This window comes from Enterobacter cloacae complex sp. EB5, assembly GCF_031432835.1.
GTDB lineage: Bacteria > Pseudomonadota > Gammaproteobacteria > Enterobacterales > Enterobacteriaceae > Enterobacter > Enterobacter hormaechei_C.
Genome location: NZ_CP133860.1, coordinates 834,570 through 850,007 on the forward strand (window position 1 = coordinate 834,570; position 15,438 = coordinate 850,007).

General features: G+C 55.1%; 14 protein-coding genes and 1 tRNA gene. 6 read left to right on the forward strand and 9 right to left on the reverse strand.

Features of this window, described 5'->3' with window-relative positions; genetic code table 11:
• Nucleotides 1-41: 41 nt before the first annotated feature.
• The 3 genes from RHN82_RS04075 to RHN82_RS04085 form a co-directional block, all read right to left on the reverse strand.
• Nucleotides 42-2,225 carry a TonB-dependent siderophore receptor gene (locus RHN82_RS04075; protein WP_047052849.1) on the reverse strand — a complete coding sequence of 728 codons (2,184 nt, stop codon included), beginning with the start codon at nt 2,223-2,225 and terminating at the stop codon, nt 42-44.
• 201 nt (nt 2,226-2,426) lie between these two features.
• Nucleotides 2,427-2,702, reverse strand: a complete 276-nt coding sequence (yahO, locus tag RHN82_RS04080; protein WP_045334432.1) for a DUF1471 family periplasmic protein YahO — start codon at nt 2,700-2,702, stop codon at nt 2,427-2,429.
• 225 nt (nt 2,703-2,927) lie between these two features.
• Nucleotides 2,928-3,004 (reverse strand) — tRNA-Arg (locus RHN82_RS04085).
• A 303-nt stretch (nt 3,005-3,307) separates the two neighbouring features.
• Between RHN82_RS04085 and RHN82_RS04090 the strand changes: the two genes are divergently transcribed.
• The 3 genes from RHN82_RS04090 to fimZ all read left to right on the forward strand — a co-directional run bounded on the left by RHN82_RS04090 (nt 3,308) and on the right by fimZ (nt 6,153).
• On the forward strand, nt 3,308-3,970 hold the full coding sequence (locus RHN82_RS04090; protein ID WP_047052846.1) for an EAL domain-containing protein: 663 nt from the start codon (nt 3,308-3,310) through the stop codon (nt 3,968-3,970).
• Between the two features lie 24 nt (nt 3,971-3,994).
• On the forward strand, nt 3,995-4,711 hold the full coding sequence (locus RHN82_RS04095) for a response regulator transcription factor (RefSeq protein WP_047052844.1): 717 nt from the start codon (nt 3,995-3,997) through the stop codon (nt 4,709-4,711).
• An 809-nt stretch (nt 4,712-5,520) separates the two neighbouring features.
• Complete coding sequence (gene fimZ, locus RHN82_RS04100) at nt 5,521-6,153, forward strand: fimbria biosynthesis transcriptional regulator FimZ (protein WP_003858901.1); 633 nt, start codon at nt 5,521-5,523, stop codon at nt 6,151-6,153.
• 50 nt (nt 6,154-6,203) lie between these two features.
• On the opposite strand, the gene sfmF is transcribed toward fimZ, so the two are convergent.
• From sfmF to fimA, 6 genes are all read right to left on the reverse strand, one after another.
• Nucleotides 6,204-6,725, reverse strand: a complete 522-nt coding sequence (gene sfmF, locus RHN82_RS04105; protein WP_047052841.1) for a fimbria assembly protein — start codon at nt 6,723-6,725, stop codon at nt 6,204-6,206.
• A 9-nt stretch (nt 6,726-6,734) separates the two neighbouring features.
• Nucleotides 6,735-7,742 (reverse strand): type 1 fimbria D-mannose specific adhesin FimH, encoded by a 1,008-nt coding sequence (gene fimH, locus RHN82_RS04110; RefSeq protein ID WP_047052839.1) that lies wholly within the window; start codon nt 7,740-7,742, stop codon nt 6,735-6,737.
• A complete protein-coding gene (locus RHN82_RS04115) occupies nt 7,735-10,293 on the reverse strand; it encodes a fimbrial biogenesis usher protein (protein ID WP_047052838.1) in 2,559 nt (852 codons plus the stop codon). Before RHN82_RS04115 ends, fimH begins: the two co-directional genes overlap by 8 nt.
• A 14-nt stretch (nt 10,294-10,307) precedes the next feature.
• Nucleotides 10,308-11,000: a type 1 fimbria chaperone FimC gene (gene fimC / locus RHN82_RS04120; RefSeq protein WP_015571222.1), complete on the reverse strand. Its 693-nt coding sequence runs from the start codon at nt 10,998-11,000 to the stop codon at nt 10,308-10,310.
• Nucleotides 11,001-11,034: 34 nt separating this feature from the next.
• Complete coding sequence (gene fimI, locus RHN82_RS04125) at nt 11,035-11,577, reverse strand: type 1 fimbrial protein subunit FimI (RefSeq protein WP_023305613.1); 543 nt, start codon at nt 11,575-11,577, stop codon at nt 11,035-11,037.
• Nucleotides 11,578-11,646: 69 nt separating this feature from the next.
• Nucleotides 11,647-12,210 carry a type 1 fimbrial major subunit FimA gene (fimA, locus tag RHN82_RS04130; protein WP_003858911.1) on the reverse strand — a complete coding sequence of 188 codons (564 nt, stop codon included), beginning with the start codon at nt 12,208-12,210 and terminating at the stop codon, nt 11,647-11,649.
• Between the two features lie 310 nt (nt 12,211-12,520).
• Here fimA and folD point away from each other — a divergent pair, with 310 nt between their 5' ends.
• The 3 genes from folD to RHN82_RS04145 all read left to right on the forward strand — a co-directional run bounded on the left by folD (nt 12,521) and on the right by RHN82_RS04145 (nt 15,383).
• Nucleotides 12,521-13,387 (forward strand): bifunctional methylenetetrahydrofolate dehydrogenase/methenyltetrahydrofolate cyclohydrolase FolD, encoded by an 867-nt coding sequence (folD, locus tag RHN82_RS04135; RefSeq protein WP_006809817.1) that lies wholly within the window; start codon nt 12,521-12,523, stop codon nt 13,385-13,387.
• Nucleotides 13,388-13,389: 2 nt separating this feature from the next.
• The gene (gene ybcJ / locus RHN82_RS04140; protein WP_017694378.1) at nt 13,390-13,602 is read left to right on the forward strand and encodes a ribosome-associated protein YbcJ; all 213 of its coding nucleotides are present in this window, start codon (nt 13,390-13,392) and stop codon (nt 13,600-13,602) included.
• 281 nt (nt 13,603-13,883) lie between these two features.
• Nucleotides 13,884-15,383, forward strand: a complete 1,500-nt coding sequence (locus tag RHN82_RS04145; protein ID WP_047052834.1) for a PTS transporter subunit EIIC — start codon at nt 13,884-13,886, stop codon at nt 15,381-15,383.
• Nucleotides 15,384-15,438 lie beyond the last annotated feature (55 nt).

Sequence of the window (15,438 nt, forward strand, 5' to 3'; positions counted from 1 at the left end):
GGGATTGGGGCGTCCCTGCCCCGGATAACGAGGTGGAACGCTTAGAACTCGTAGCCAACCGAGACCTTAAAGGTACGCGGCTCGCCCTGAGTGATGTAAGTACCGGAATCGTCCACGCTTGACCAGTAGTTCTCGTTGGTCACGTTGTCGATGCCAGCCCGCACGGTCATCTGGTTTTCATTGTGGTTCACCGCGAAGCGATAGCGCATGCCCAGATCCAGCGTGGTGTAGCTGTCCAGCTTTTTGGTGTTCGCGAGATCGGCATACTGCGTGCCGGAGTGGTTAACGCGCGCGGTCGCCGTCAGGCCTTCAATCGGCCTGATGTCATACTCTGCGCCCAGCACGGCGTAGAAGCTCGGAATACCAATGGCATCGTTACCCTGATTGACGCCGTTTTTGGTTTTGGTCAGCTCAGCCTGCAACCAGGTGGCGCTGGCATTCAGGCGCATCCCGAGCATGGGCTCGCCGAAAACGTTCAGCTCTACGCCGCGGTTACGCTGTTCTGCATCCAGGCCATAGTGACCGCTGTCGTCAAGGATCGCCGACGGCATTTTGATCTCAAACAGCGCCAGGGAGCCGCCCACGCGGCCAAAGTCCGCCTTAACGCCCACTTCGTTCTGCTTAGAGTGCACGATACCGGTGCTCTGGCCGTAGTTAGTAGCAGTGTTCGGCGCAGTTTCACCGGGCTGTAACGCTTCGGTATGGTTGGCGTAGAGGGAAATTTCCTCCCACGGTTTATAGACTACGCCGTAGGTTGGCATCCAGCGGCTGCCGTCGAAACCGTCCGCGTCGTTTTCCGCGCCGGTGATTTTGTTGTACCCACGGATGACAACTTTCTGATGACGTGCGCCTGCGGTGAACAGCAGCCTGTCGTCCAGCACGCCCAGGGTATCACTCAGCAGCCAGCCCTGCGTGCGGGTGCGCCCGCTGGTCAGCGGATCGCTGTATTTGCCGCCTGAGCCGCTGAAGTTGCTGCTGTCCGGCATAGCCACGCCGGTGTTGTGGTAGATATTGGTGGTCGGGTTATCCGCCGCGGCCGACATCTTCCACGCGATTTTTTCGTTTTTGGTCATCGCCGAATACCCGACGTTCACCTTATGCGAGACGAAGCCGGTAGTGAAGTTACCGCGAATGCCCGCCATGCCGCTGACGGAATCGCTGATGCGGTTGGTATCAAGGCGGCTGACCGTCGCATTACCGCTCTTATCGAGGAGCTTCGGCGCGCTGTAGATCCCTTCTTCGTGCGCGTGCTGCGCGCCGAGACCGGTATACGCCGTCCAGCTATCGGTGATGTCATACTCGCTGCGCCACATCCCGAACTCGTTTTCGATATCGCTGTAGGCCCATTTCTGCGAGAAGTTGCGATCGTTCTTCGGCGGTTCAGGCACAAAGTCCACCGCCGAGATGTTGACGCTGGTCGGGCTGCCGTGGAAAGTTTTTTTCTGGTAGCCCAGGTCCAGCGAGGTGCGGAAGCGGTCGCCTTTGTAATCCAGACCGGTGGAGAGCAGCGTGGTGCGGCGGCGGTCGTTCGGCACGCCGGTTTCGCCTTCGCGATGCACGAGGTTCACGCGCGCGCCAAACTGGTCGTTATCACCAAAGCGACGACCCGCATCCAGCGTGGTGCCAATCTGGGAATCCGAGGTGTAGTCGACGCCCACTTTCGCCTGCGGGGTGTCGCCCGCGTGTTTAGGCTCAAGGTTGATCATCCCGCCCACGCCGGAGCTTGCGGCGCCGTTCATCAGCGAGTTGGCCCCTTTGAAGATCTCGATGCGGTCAACCATCTGGGCATCCACCACCTGACGCGGCAGCACGCCGGACAATCCGCCAAAGGTCATATCGTCGCCGTCAAACTTCAGGCCGCGAATGCGGAAGGTTTCCGCGCTGTTGCCGTACCCCTGAACGAACTGCACGCCCGCGTCGTTAGCGACCACGTCAGCAATGGTTTTCGCCTGCTGATCTTCCACCAGCTTCGAGGTGTAGCTGATGATGTTGAACGGCACGTCCATGGCGTTCTGCTGACCGAGCATCCCCATTCGTCCGCCGTTCGCCACCTGCCCGTCAAGGAAGGCGGGCACCAGCTGGTCGCCGCCGGGTTTGAAATCACTCCCCGCGGTGGACTGGACGACAATGGTGTCCTCTTTTTTCTCATCCGCCGCAAAAGCGGAGTGGGTTACCGCGCCGATGGCAATCGCCAGCAGCGTTTTGTGCATTGTGGTGTTGTTCATAATGAGCTCTTAACGTGCGCGCAAAAATGACCCGTTGTCGGGCCTTAAATGTTATTAAAAGAAATGCAAATGAGAACTATACGCATTACGCATGCGTAATCAAGTGTCAACGGGCCTCTCTGAGCGAGAAGCGGCAAGAAACAATGTTGAGGGGGAGGTATGGCGCGCAACCACCCCGAAACAGGGGTGGTTGCTAAGGCATTATTTTTTCTTGTAAATATCGGCAGTGCCGTGAATTTTGTTGTTGGTGTTGCCGGAAGTCAGCACCAGCACATCAGCACCTTCTTTATCGGCTTTCTCGATCAGCTCTTTTTTTGCGTCGTCTACCGAGACTTCATTGGAAGTGCTAACCGTACCGATTTTTTCATACTGTGATTCCACTTTCTCAAACTCGTTTTTCGTCAGCAGTTCAGCCGCAAAGGTATTGGTGGTAAACAGAAATGCAGCGCCCATCAAAATAGCAGTCGTTTTTTTCATAACCTTTATCCTTGAGATTAATCAGCAACTACAAAAAGCCCCACGAGTGAGAGTGAGGTGATATGAGCATGGTAGAGGAATAACAAAATTGCCACAGTGTAAGAAAAATACTGTTATAACAGTCAATTGTGCTGTGAAAAATGTGCGTTAACGCTACTTTCGCGAGGGGGGTTTCATGGAGAAAATCAGCAGGGCGTCGCGCGGGCGGCAATCTGTGAAAATTAATGGCACGCCCTGTAGGATTCGAACCTACGACCTACGGCTTAGAAGGCCGTTGCTCTATCCAACTGAGCTAAGGGCGCACGGAGAAGAGTGTACTTCGCGGTGGTGAAACGCCTGGAATTATACGGTCAATGCGTAGTGAGTCAATGCCTTTTCCGCCTTCTCTGGCGATAATGACTAGATGATTGTAAATACGGCTGTTTTTTCAACATTTATCCCTCTTTTACGGGCTGCGAAAAGGCTTAGCCGCTTTTAAGTAACGCCTGCTGTTTTCCTGTTCACTTCACCTTCACACTGTCCTGCGGTATCCCGGCCACCTGGAGGCTGGAAGTGAACAGGACGACGGAGTGACAGCGCCAGAGCAGACAGGTTTCCCCTCGTGCGTGCAGCACATCTCACACGACATTACAGGCATTAAGCTTGAACCCATTGTCGCCCTCTCCTCTTCACGCACGGTGGGGGCCGAAGTGCTCAGCGTGCTGTCGCCGCATCAGCAAAGCGAAAGCTTTTTCCAGGACTGGTCCGCCGCCCGGGCGCTTATGCTGCTGGAAGCACAGATCGCCGCGTTAAAAAACCCCTTCCCCTGTGACAACCTTTTCATAAATTTGCCGATAACCGTTCTGACCATACCGGAAATGTTCCAGCGTTTACTGCAACTTAACAGCCCACCGCTGAACATTGAACTCGTGGAGCCTGCCTCGTTCTTTACACTCTCAGACCCGGCGCGTCTGAGGGTGAGTTGTGCGCTTCAGCAGTTGACCGCGCGAGGACACCGGATCTGGCTGGATGATATTGATGAAGCGTCAGGGCACGCATTTTTATCCTGCCGCCTGCCGTTAAGCGGAATAAAAATCGATAAGATCGCTTTCTGGCGTTTACGTGCAACACCGGCGCTGACACAGCTGGTCACCCTTTGTTCAAAAATTGCTGCGAATGTGCTTATTGAAGGCATTGAAACAGAAAGGGACCGTATATGCGCGCTTCATGCTGGCGCGCGCTTCGGTCAGGGATATTATTGGCCATCCTGGAGATGGCAGGAGGACTGAACGGTCATCGCCAAGAGGGAAGCTATGCGAATGACAGTGCGCCGTTACCGGCGTCGTCGGACAGGAAGTGATTCACTGGGTTCTACGCACTCGCCTTTTGCTCTCCCATTTTTTGATCGTCTCGAATATTTGAGCCAGTCAATCAACCAGACCCGCAAAACCGATGCTCCCTTTATCATTCTGGTCACACAGGATAATTATTTCCGTTCCGGTTTTCTGAGCGGGCAGTCGCCCCTGAGCAATTGCTGCGACTATTCCACGCTGGATGCCGCCCTCAGTGATTTAAATCACTGGCCTTCATCGCGTCTGGTCGTCGACATTGAGAGCCGCGCCTCGCCGCTCATTGACCTGCTGGACCGATTACGCCGCCACAGCCTGTTCGCCCCCTACCTGACACCCTACCTGCTCGTCCGCGCCGATGATTATGATGCACGCCTGTTTTGTAAAGCGGCTGGCCCTTTTCATGTGCTTGAACGCCAGCTAACGGCGCTGGCTATGCAACAAACCTTGCTGGAAGCACCGGCCCCCGTCGGCAACCGCAAAGAGTGGTTTTCACGGGATGAATGGCCGATCTTACAGGCGCTGTCCCAGGGTCGCTCCCTGCGTCAGATCGCGCAGTTACAGAACCGCCCCTACAGCCGCATTATTTACCGTCTCAGCTGCATCCTGGCGAAACTTGGGCTGAACCATCGTCATGAGTTGCTACATCTTCTCAACAACCTCTCAGATTTCACGTATTAACGTATTCAGTAACTACTTAATTCCTAAAGACCTTTAGGAAATTACTTAGGATATATGTTAAATTTTTGTGTTTTTTAACAAAACTTTCGATTTTATAACTATTCCTAATTCCTGACCTTAAACCATGCGAAATGCTGCCGGTACGCTCAACGAGAGTGATTTTATCCATGCGTTAAGGTTCTGGCGCTTCCGTTAACAGGATGATAATGGTGTAAAAACAAGCGATTCACCTGTAAAAGAATGCGATGAGAGGTGAAGAAAACAGCAGATAGTGCTGTTCTGTTGTTGGGATCGGCAATTTGCCATGAGACGTTTGAAACGGGGAGATGACGCACGAAATGGCGGATTTCAGGGAGGGCGGACAGGCGGAATGCAGGCTGTCATAGTCTGCGTATTGTTAACATTTGATCAACATACAGTAAGATCGTTTATTTTTTGTTATTACATAAAGATGAAAGTGTGTGGTAAATGCAATATCAGGACATTTTTGCTAATTTTAAAAAGTTAGTGATTCAGATCCAGAAGATAATAATCAGCAATATATGGATATTAATTTACAGGCTTTTCGGACAATACTTAAACGGTATAATAAGACGTGTTTGACACACTAATAAGAAAAATCATTTTGCCATAACCAGCCTTATGAGATAACTGCGCTGAGGCATTGATATCACCACTACGTAAACAAGGATGCTTTCGCTCTTCCCAGGGACATTTACCGTACAAGGATCTGCGCAATTATCCTTCCGGCTTTTCGAGAGTTTTAACAAAACTCAGCATAACGCTTTTAACAATCTGAGGCATAAAAAATGAAACCGGCATCCGTTATCATTATGGACGAACACCCTATCGTCAGAATGTCGATAGAAGTCCTGCTACAGAAAAATAAAAACATCCAGGTCAAACTGAAGTCAGGCGACAGCCACGAAGTGCTTGACTGTATACGCAACCACCCCATTGATCTGGTCATTCTCGATATTGAAATGACGGGCACAGATGGGTTTGTATTGCTGAAAAGAATCAGGAACTTAAATAAAGACATTAAGGTTCTTTTCCTCTCTTCGAAATCTGAAGCCTTCTACGCAGGACGCGCCATCCGCGCCGGGGCAAATGGTTTTGTCAGTAAGCGAAAAGATCTGGGGGAAATTTATAACGCGGTGGAAATGATCCTGACGGGCTATTCTTTCTTCCCCTCAGAAACATTGAGTTTTATAAACCATCTGGGCTCGCGGACGGGCGCCGCTGTGGATATGCCATTATCGAATCGTGAAGTGACGGTTCTGCGATATCTGGCGAACGGATTATCTAATAAGGAGATTGCGGATCAATTATTACTTAGCAACAAAACAATTAGCGCCCATAAGTCTAATATCTTTTCCAAGCTGGGCGTGCAAAGTATCGTTGAATTAATTGATTACGCGAAAGCGCACGAATTACTGTAATCCTTCCCTCTCCCTGCAACATATAACCGTTACAGGGAGAGTGGATACGATTAATTATAATTAATCATGAACGTTGCATCGGCGTCAGCCCGGCCCGGCTGCGGGTTATCCGCCGTGGCGATATAATTGGCATAAAACGACAGTTCAGCATTTCCCTGCGCATCCACCGCCACCGTCTGGCTGGCCTGCTGCAACGCGAGGCGCGTTTTATCCCGGTCGAGGATCTCCACGGCCACGTTGCTGACCGCGCTGGCGTCATTCAGCGCCAGCAGGCTGTTATCATGCCCGTCCATCTTCCCCGTAAATGTGACCGAAGCCGCCCCCGGCGGGCATCCGGTCAGCTTCAGGGTGAACGGTACAGGCTGCGTCCGGCTCCCCGTTGTGCGAAGCTGTTTCGTGGGCCAGGTGCCGAGCGTGACGGTTTTATTACTGTCGTCCCCCTCCGCCACGCAGGTAAAATCCACGATATTGCCGTAAAGCTGAATGTTAATTTCCCCAAGCGCCGTCTCTGCGTGTGCAGGGGAGCAAAGCGCAAAGAGCGCGACGGCTAAATACCGCATTCCGTTTCGCATACCTGCTCCTTAGTCGTAGTCGACGCGTAAATAGCCGCGAGAGGTAAAACGCCCCTCGGCAGGTTTTTTACCGGTTACGCTGACGGGCCACGCGCGGATCCCCACCTGCGCCTGAGCGCTGTCGTCCAGACGGAACGGGATTTTGCTGGTCAGGTTGTTGGGCGTCAGCGGTACGCCATTACTGTTGGCAATCACAAAACCCACATCCGCGTTATCGGAAACCAGCGTACTGCCTGAAACCTTCTCCGCTTCAACACGCATCGTGAGCATGGCGTTCGCCTCGACGTTGGTGCATTTGATGCCGATGGTTTTGCTTTGCGCTGAGATCCCCTCCGGCTTATTCCCGATGCCCGCTTTACTGAACAGGGAGGCGCCAATGTCCCCGAAATCGAACTCCACCACATTCCCGGCATTAATTTCGCAGCTCTGAGGGACCTGTATGGTCCCGCTGTAGCTGATGGTATAAACCGGCGTGGTGAGCGGATCCGAGGAGGTCGTGGTGACATAAACCCGGAACATGGTCGCCCGGGGGATCACCACCATATTGATAAAGCGTCGGGTCACTTTAAGCCGGAAGACGAGGCTGGAATCCTGTACGCCAAACGGTTTGTTTTTAGACACATTCGGGTGGCTCCCCATCTGGATGTAGCTTTTGGGCGGATAAAACGTGCCAGCGTAGCTGTCGGTGATTTTCATCGCCCCGTCCAGATAGTCGTTAAGCTTCAGATACTGGTAGCCATCGCTGGTGCCCGTGACCGGGAAATCGGTAACATAGCTGCGCTTGGTAGTGTTCCCGGTGGTTCCCTTAGGACAGACGGCGTTGACGCCCACCCACTGGGACTTCTCGCTGAGCGTGACAATCTGCCCCACCTGGTTATTGGAGCTGTTGAATTTATCCGTCAGGTCGTAATACACCTCCGTCGGCACGCCATTTTCATTGACGCAGACGGTGGCGAAGGCCTCAGATAGCGGCAAAAACGCCAGCAGGGATAGCCCCAGATAATGGATTTTATTCACAGCGGATCCCCTTAAGTGTGATCGCCTGTTGCAGGCTTTGTTCTGGCAGGCTGTAGGGCGCACGACACTGGGACTGCTTCCCGTCTCCCCACTGAATCAGCAGTTCTCCGCTCAGCGGCAGCCCGCTCAGGTAAATCTGACCGTCATCTCCCACCATGCTGGTTACGCCGCTCTGCGTCTCACGCACCACCGCCCCAAACGGTACGGGCTGGTTATCACGCTTCACGGTGAGCAGCGCACGCACGCCGATGCGGGTGTCAAAACTGGCGCGCACCAGCGCACCGTTCGTCGGCACGACACTGGAAACGTTATTTTCAATGTCGGTGTTGTTGCTCATGGTGTTGGTGTCGAGCGCCACGCGGTTGTAACGGTACACCGTGGCGTACGGCATCACCGCATAGCCACGCCAGTCTGTTTTGACGCCGGTCTGGTTTTCGACGCTCACGCCTGACGCGCCCGGCGCTTTAATCAAGACGTTGGTATCGCCCAGCGGCTGGCTGAATGTGATGCCGTCAGAATGCCCGACCACGCCGCCGGAGAGCTGCCAGTTGAGGTCGTGCTGATCCCGGGCGTAGTTGTAGCCCACGCCCAGCGTGCCGTACGTCGCCTGCCAGTTAGCGCTGGCGCTGCCGCTGGCACCGTTATTGCTGGTGTGACCCTGCGTGACGCTGTAGTTCAGGTTACGATCCTGGAGCAGCGTTCCGCTGATCCCGGTCTGCCAGCTGGTATCACCGTCGCTGTTACGGCTGGCTGAGGCCGTGGCATAGGCCCGGTCGATGGCGTTATCGCGACGGTAGCCGTGACGGGTAAACAGGCTGAACGGGACGGAGACGTTGAACGAGGCGATCCGGTCGGTTCCATCAATGCCGACGGCCTTGTTCCACGACCAGGATAAGGCGTAGCTGATCCCTTTCACCCCGCCCGCGTAGCCGAGCTGATACCAGACGTTGGATTCGCTGGTGCCCCAGTAACTTTGCTGGCTGCCCGACACGTACACTGAGCCGTAATCGCCGAGAGACTGGGAGATATTGAGCTGGAAACGCCCTTTTTTATTCAGCGTCAGGTTGTGATAGCTCTGCACGTCCGGCACGCCGTCATCGTCCTGATCGTCGCCATACTGGTAGCCTTCCATTGTTCGCCAGGCCACATCGTCGAGGGTGTAGAAGCCTTTGGTCGAGTAGCGATAGCCCAGCAGCTGGAAGTTGGTGCCGAATCCGTTAAGGGATTTGGCGTACAGGAACCGCAGGGACTGCCCTTCATGGCGGCTGTCATCGGCAAGCTGGCTGCGGGCATGGGTGAGGTCAAGTGAAACCGCCCCCCAGTCACCGAGGTTTTTACCCGCGCCAATGGCGATGGCGGTATAGCGCGAGGCCAGCTGCGTTCCGCCGTACAGCGTGTAGCCGTCGGCAAGACCCGCAATCATCGTACCCTGAGTAAAGAACGGCGTGTCCTGCTCGCTGTTGCCGCTGCGATAGTCCCCTGCCACCAGATCGTATTTCCAGCGTCCTTCACGCTGGAGCAGCGGAACGGTGGAATACGGAACGGTGTAGCGCTGCTGGCTGCCGTCCTTCTCTTCCACCGTCACCTCCAGGTCACCGCTTGAGGAGGTCGGGTTAAGGTCAGTTATCGCAAAAGCCCCCGGCTGCACATAGCTCTGGTAAATCACGTATCCGTTCTGGCGGATCACCACTTTGGCGGGGGTGCGGGCGATTCCGCGCACGGTAGGCGCGTAACCTTGCAGGCTGTCCGGATACATACTGTCGGACGAATAGAGGCGACCACCGCGAAAACCGACGCTGTCGAAGACATCGTTACCGGTGTTGCTGTCACCCAGCACCAGCTCGCTTTTCAGCGGGATGATCGTACGCTGCGCCCAGGTACCAATATTTTGCCAGCTGCTGTGCCGCTTGCCGTTGCTTTCGGTATAACGCCACGCGCCGTTATTGCGTAATCGCCAGGCGCCATAGTTCAACCCGCTTTGCAGGTTCAGATAGTAGCTGTCGTCGTCGCTGCCCCGGTTGCCGGTAAAGCTGTAGTTCAGCAGCGCGGCGGGGATGCCTTCATCCCACTGTTCAGGCGGAATATACCCGCGGGCGCTGTTTTGCATCGCCACCTGAGGCAGGCTGACGTTCAGGCGCAACGAGGCGAAGTTGAACGCCGTTTCGCTGCCCGGAATCGCCGTGGTGAGCGGAACGCAGGTATCGCTCTGCACGTTGCTCAGTTCCGGGAAGGCGGCGATATTGACGCCAAAGCGATCGAGCATCGCGCGCGTAATGCACGGCGACAAACCGCCCGCGACCGGCGGCGTGTTGTCAGCTTGCTCAAACCGCACGTCCTGCGTGCCGATAAACTCATCGTTACGCCAGATATCGACGCGATAGACGCCCGGTGCCTGCTGGTGGCCTTTTTCAAAACGCGACAAATCCGCCACGTTCGCCGTGTCATCGGAGAGAAACGCCGGGTTAAAGTAGCTTTCGCCCCAGCCAGCGAGTGGCCAGAGCGTTGCCATCAGTGCCAGCGCAACCGGGCAGTAACGCCATTGAGTGTTCATCGCCCTGTCTCTGCTCACAGGCTGACGCTACGCGCCGGCGTAATGGCGCCATAGTCATTCACACTCTGCCAGGAGAGCGTGCCGCTCGCGGCGGCAGGCAGCACCTGCTGCGCCGAGCTTTTAGGAGCAACCATCAGGTTATCCAGCGTCTGACCGCCGAGCTTCAGATTGACCAGCGTGACGTAATACGGCGAGGCATTGCTCACCTTAAGATGGTTGCCGACGCGCTCGAAACGCAGCTGTGAGAGCGCCTCTTCCGGCGGCATCGCCAGGTTAGCCGGGCGAACAAACAGCTTGATGCGTGACAGAATAGCCAGTTGCAGGACGTTGTTGCCGTCCTGATGTTTTTTGCTGACGGAGGGAATCGCTTTGACGTTCATGTAAAAGAGCGATTCGCGATCGGCAGGCAGCGCCGGGCCTGCGTAGATAATGCGCAGGGTGTTTTCGCTGGCCGGCTCGCTGACAAACAGCGGCGGCGTGACGGCAAAGGTTTTTTCCTTTTGCCCGTTGGCATTTTCTATCCACGCGTTAATTAAATAGCGCTCTTGTTTATTGCTGTTGGTGATCGCCAGCGACGTTTGTTTGGCATCGGCCGGATAAATAACGCGCGTCGCGCCCAGCGCAATTCCGCCGGACGCATTCGCGCTGGCAGAAACCATCATCAAAATAAAAGCTAAAAACAGTCCAGGTTTAATCAGGGTGTTCATCACAACCGTACCTTTAATAATTAGTTCGCAGGCGTCAGGGATAAATCAACGTAAACCAGACATTCGACTGAATAGTGCCTGGTACAAGGTGTTCGGAAATTGCCCGGTAGCGGGCGCTGAAATGAAATACCAGCTCGCGGGTGTTAATGGGTAACCAGCTCACCGCCGTCGCGTTCGGGATAATCTGACGTTGCTGTTCGTCAAAAAGCGCCAGCCCGACACCACTGCTGACCGCATTTTCCCCCGGCCGCGATGTCGCCAGGAAAACCTGCGGGTCTTCTGCCGGTGTCACTCCCTGGAACTGGATCCCTACGGTGCGGGAGACGTCCACGCTGCAATCCAGCAGACGTACGGTGAAAGGCACATTAACCGTGGAAAAGCTGCCGACGCCGGAAAAGGCGTTTGTGCGGTATTGCCCCATATCCACGCGCATATTCTGGCTGTCCGGAGCCACGGCGCAGCCGCCGTTAACCAGCTCTCCCCTGAGGTGTACTTTGCCGCCGTCAATGACCACGGTATGTGCGTTTACCGCTGAGGCAATCGCAAGGGCACACAGCAGTATCCCAGTCCTTGTCATCCTTCGCTCCCGGTATAGGCGATCAAAAGACCTCTTCCCTGAGGCCAGACACATCCCTGTACTCAGGCATTACTCGTATTTCATTACGAATGTTGCGTCCGCGTTTGCCTGGCCCGGCTCGGTGGTCGCCGCCGTGGCTTTATAGCGCGCGGTGAAGTTCAGGGTGTTAGTCCCTTCAATCAGGTTCTGCGCCGCAGAGAAGGTGGCGCCATCCGGGGTCAGCGTGGAGGATTTGCTGTCGAGGATCTCAATACCTACGCCCTTCGCGGAGTTGTCGTTGTTACCGGAGCTTACCGCCAGCAGCGTTTTGTCGGTGGCGTCGATCTGGCCGGTAAACGCGACAGCAGCGGTTTTCGCTACCGCAGGATCGCAGTCGTTCAGTTCGATGGTGAACGGAATATTGGAGGTGGTGTCACCCACTTTAGTGAATTTCGCGGTACGGTACTGGCCAAGATTAACCGTCTGCTCTGAAGAGTCAGTATTCACTGAACACGCGGCATTCACTAATTCACCTTTAAAATGCACCGTACCACCGTTTACAGATACAGGCGCTACCGGATCTTCTGCGTGAGCGGCACCCGCGACCAGGGCCAGAGTTGCAATAACAGTAGAAGCAATGTTGCTGAGTTTCATGTCTATTCCTTTAAAATGTAAATAACCCTTCCCGCGCATATTCGGGAATAAGAAATACGTTCAATTAAAAAATTGAAGGCTTATTTCGGAGAGGACAAAGTAGCTCAGGAATCTATTTCGTAATATGTCAAAACGCTGCCATTTTGCCAGGTCACATCCTAATCGCCTCTAAGAAATTGACCATGCCCTGAGAAGGGGTTTTGCAGGCCATCGATGAAATCTCGTAAAGGGTGACTGACAGCGGCGCTCGCTTCTGACAAAATACAGGCAATCCCCCCTTTCTAACGTTACAGACGGAATCTTCTCTCTGATGGCAGCAAAGATTATTGACGGTAAAACGATTGCGCAGCAGGTGCGCTCTGAGGTTGCGGAAAAAGTGAAGGCGCGTAAAGCCGCCGGATTTCGCGCCCCCGGGCTGGCCGTTGTGCTGGTTGGCAGCAACCCGGCTTCGCAAATTTATGTCGGCAGCAAACGCAAAGCGTGTGAAGAGGTGGGGTTCGTCTCCCGCTCTTACGATCTGCCGGAAACCACCAGCGAAGCGGAACTGCTGGAACTGATCGACACCCTGAATGCCGATAAAGAGATCGACGGCATCCTGGTTCAGCTGCCGCTGCCTGCGGGCATCGACAACGTGAAGGTGCTGGAGCGCATCGCGCCGGACAAAGACGTTGACGGTTTCCATCCGTATAACGTGGGCCGCCTGTGCCAGCGCGCGCCGCGCCTGCGTCCGTGTACCCCGCGCGGCATCGTGACGCTGCTGGAGCGTTATAACATCGATACCTACGGCCTCAACGCCGTGGTAATTGGCGCCTCCAACATCGTGGGCCGTCCGATGAGCATGGAGCTGCTGCTGGCGGGCTGTACCACCACTGTCACCCACCGCTTCACCAAAAACCTGCGTCACCACGTCGAAAACGCCGATCTGCTGATCGTTGCGGTCGGCAAGCCAGGCTTTATTCCAGGTGAATGGATCAAAGAGGGCGCAATCGTCGTGGACGTGGGTATTAACCGCCTGGAAAACGGCAAAGTGGTCGGCGACGTGGTGTATGAAGATGCCGCAGCGCGCGCATCCTATATCACTCCGGTCCCGGGCGGCGTAGGCCCGATGACGGTCGCAACACTGATTCAGAATACCTTGCAGGCGTGCGAGGAGTATCACGACGTAGAGGACGCGTAATCATGGCAACTTTTTCTTTAGGTAAACATCCGCACGTTGAGCTGTGCGATCTGCTGAAGCTGGAAGGCTGGAGCGAAAGCGGTGCGCAGGCGAAGATCGTCATCGCCGACGGGCAGGTAAAAGTAGACGGCGCGGTGGAAACCCGCAAGCGCTGCAAAATTGTCGCGGGTCAGACCGTGAGTTTTGCAGGACAGAGCGTGACCGTGACGGCGTAAGTTGTTTGATGCCCGGTGGCGCTGCGCTTACCGGGCCTACGTACTGTTTCCGTTTGTAGGCCTGGTAAGGCGAAGCCGCCACCCGGCAATTTCTTTCACAATCCCCTCACACCCATCACGGTTAATTATCGATCAACTTCAAATAATCACTATTCCCTCTGGCGAAATGTGAAATTTAAGTTGCGCGATTTTCAGACTTTCCCCACGATAAGTAGAACGTTCTACTAAAACGTTCTACTTACAATAACAGCGCGAAAAAGCGCTACTCGGGGGAAATCAGCATGAGCCTGATATCAGGGTTTGTTAAATCGCTGTCTAAGTTATCGATGATTGGTCGCGCCTTAATGCTGCCAATTTCACTGCTTCCCGCTGCGGGCCTGCTGCTGGCTTTCGGCGATAAGTTCCACCTGCCGCTGATGATGAACGCAGGCGGGGTTATCTTTGATAACCTACCGATGCTGTTCGCCATCGGCTCTGCCGTCGGTCTGGCTTCGGAATCCGGCATTGCCGCACTCTCTGCGGCGGTCTCCGTGTTTGTCACTAACATCACCATCAGCACCGTGCTGAGCATTACGCCGGAAATGGCCTCTCAGGGCGGGAAATACGCCATGGTCGTTGGCATTCCGACGTTGCAGATGGGCGTCTTTGGCGGCCTGATCTGCGGTATTCTTGCGGCCTGGTGCTACAACCGCTTCCACACCATGCAGCTGCCGGAGTTCCTCGGCTTCTTCTCCGGCAAGCGCTTTGTGGCGATTGCGACGGCGTTTCTGTCGTTCCTGCTCGGCCTGCTGCTGCCGTACGTCTGGCAGCACATTCAGTCCGGCATCGACGCCCTGTCCGTGGTGGTAAATGGCGATAACCAGGCGGCCTCGACCTTTATCTTCGGGCTGGTGGAGCGCGCGCTGATCCCGCTCGGCCTGCATCACATCTGGTATCCCTCCTTCTGGTATTCGTTCGGGGATTACACTACCCAGGCGGGCCAGGTGATCCACGGCGACCAGACCATCTGGTTCAAGATGCTGGAAGAAGGGGTGAAATCCTTCAGCAGCGACACCTACCAGAACGCCGGGAAATTCATGCAGGGCGAGTTCCCGCTGATGCTGTTCGCGCTGCCTGCGGCGTGCCTGGCGATGTACCACGAAGCGCACACCAAAAATAAAAAAATCGCGGCCGGTATTCTGTTCTCTGCGGCGCTCACCTGTTTCCTGACGGGGATCACCGAGCCGGTGGAGTTCACCTTTATCTTCGTGGCGCCAATCCTTTACGTTTTCAATGCCATCATGGCGGGGCTGGCGTACATGACCATGTACCTGCTGCATGCGCATATCGCCAAATCGTTCTCGGCGGGCTTTATCGACTACCTGTCGTTCGGGATCCTGCCGTCGTTTAACGGCTATCAGACCAACTTCCTGAGCGCCGTTATCATCGGCATTCCGATGGCGTTGATCTACTACTTCACCTTCCGCTTCGTGATCCGTCGCTTCGACGTGAAAACGCCGGGCCGCACCGAAGTGACCGCCAGCGCGAATGACAAGTCCGATTCCGAACTTGCCACCGAAATCATCGGCCTGCTGGGCGGTGCGCAGAACATTGATTCCGTCGGCTCCTGCATCACGCGTCTGCGTCTGGAAGTGGCGAAGAGCGAAGCGGTGGACCGGGACGGGCTGAACGGGCTTGGCGCGCGCGGCGTGGTGTTCGTGGGCGACAACGGGATACAGGTGATTTTCGGGGCCAGAGCACAGTTTATCGCCCAGACCATGTCCACCATGATTGGCAAATAATAAGATGCCTGAAGGAGGCGTCTCCTGTACGCTGGGGAACGCCTCTTATCTGGCT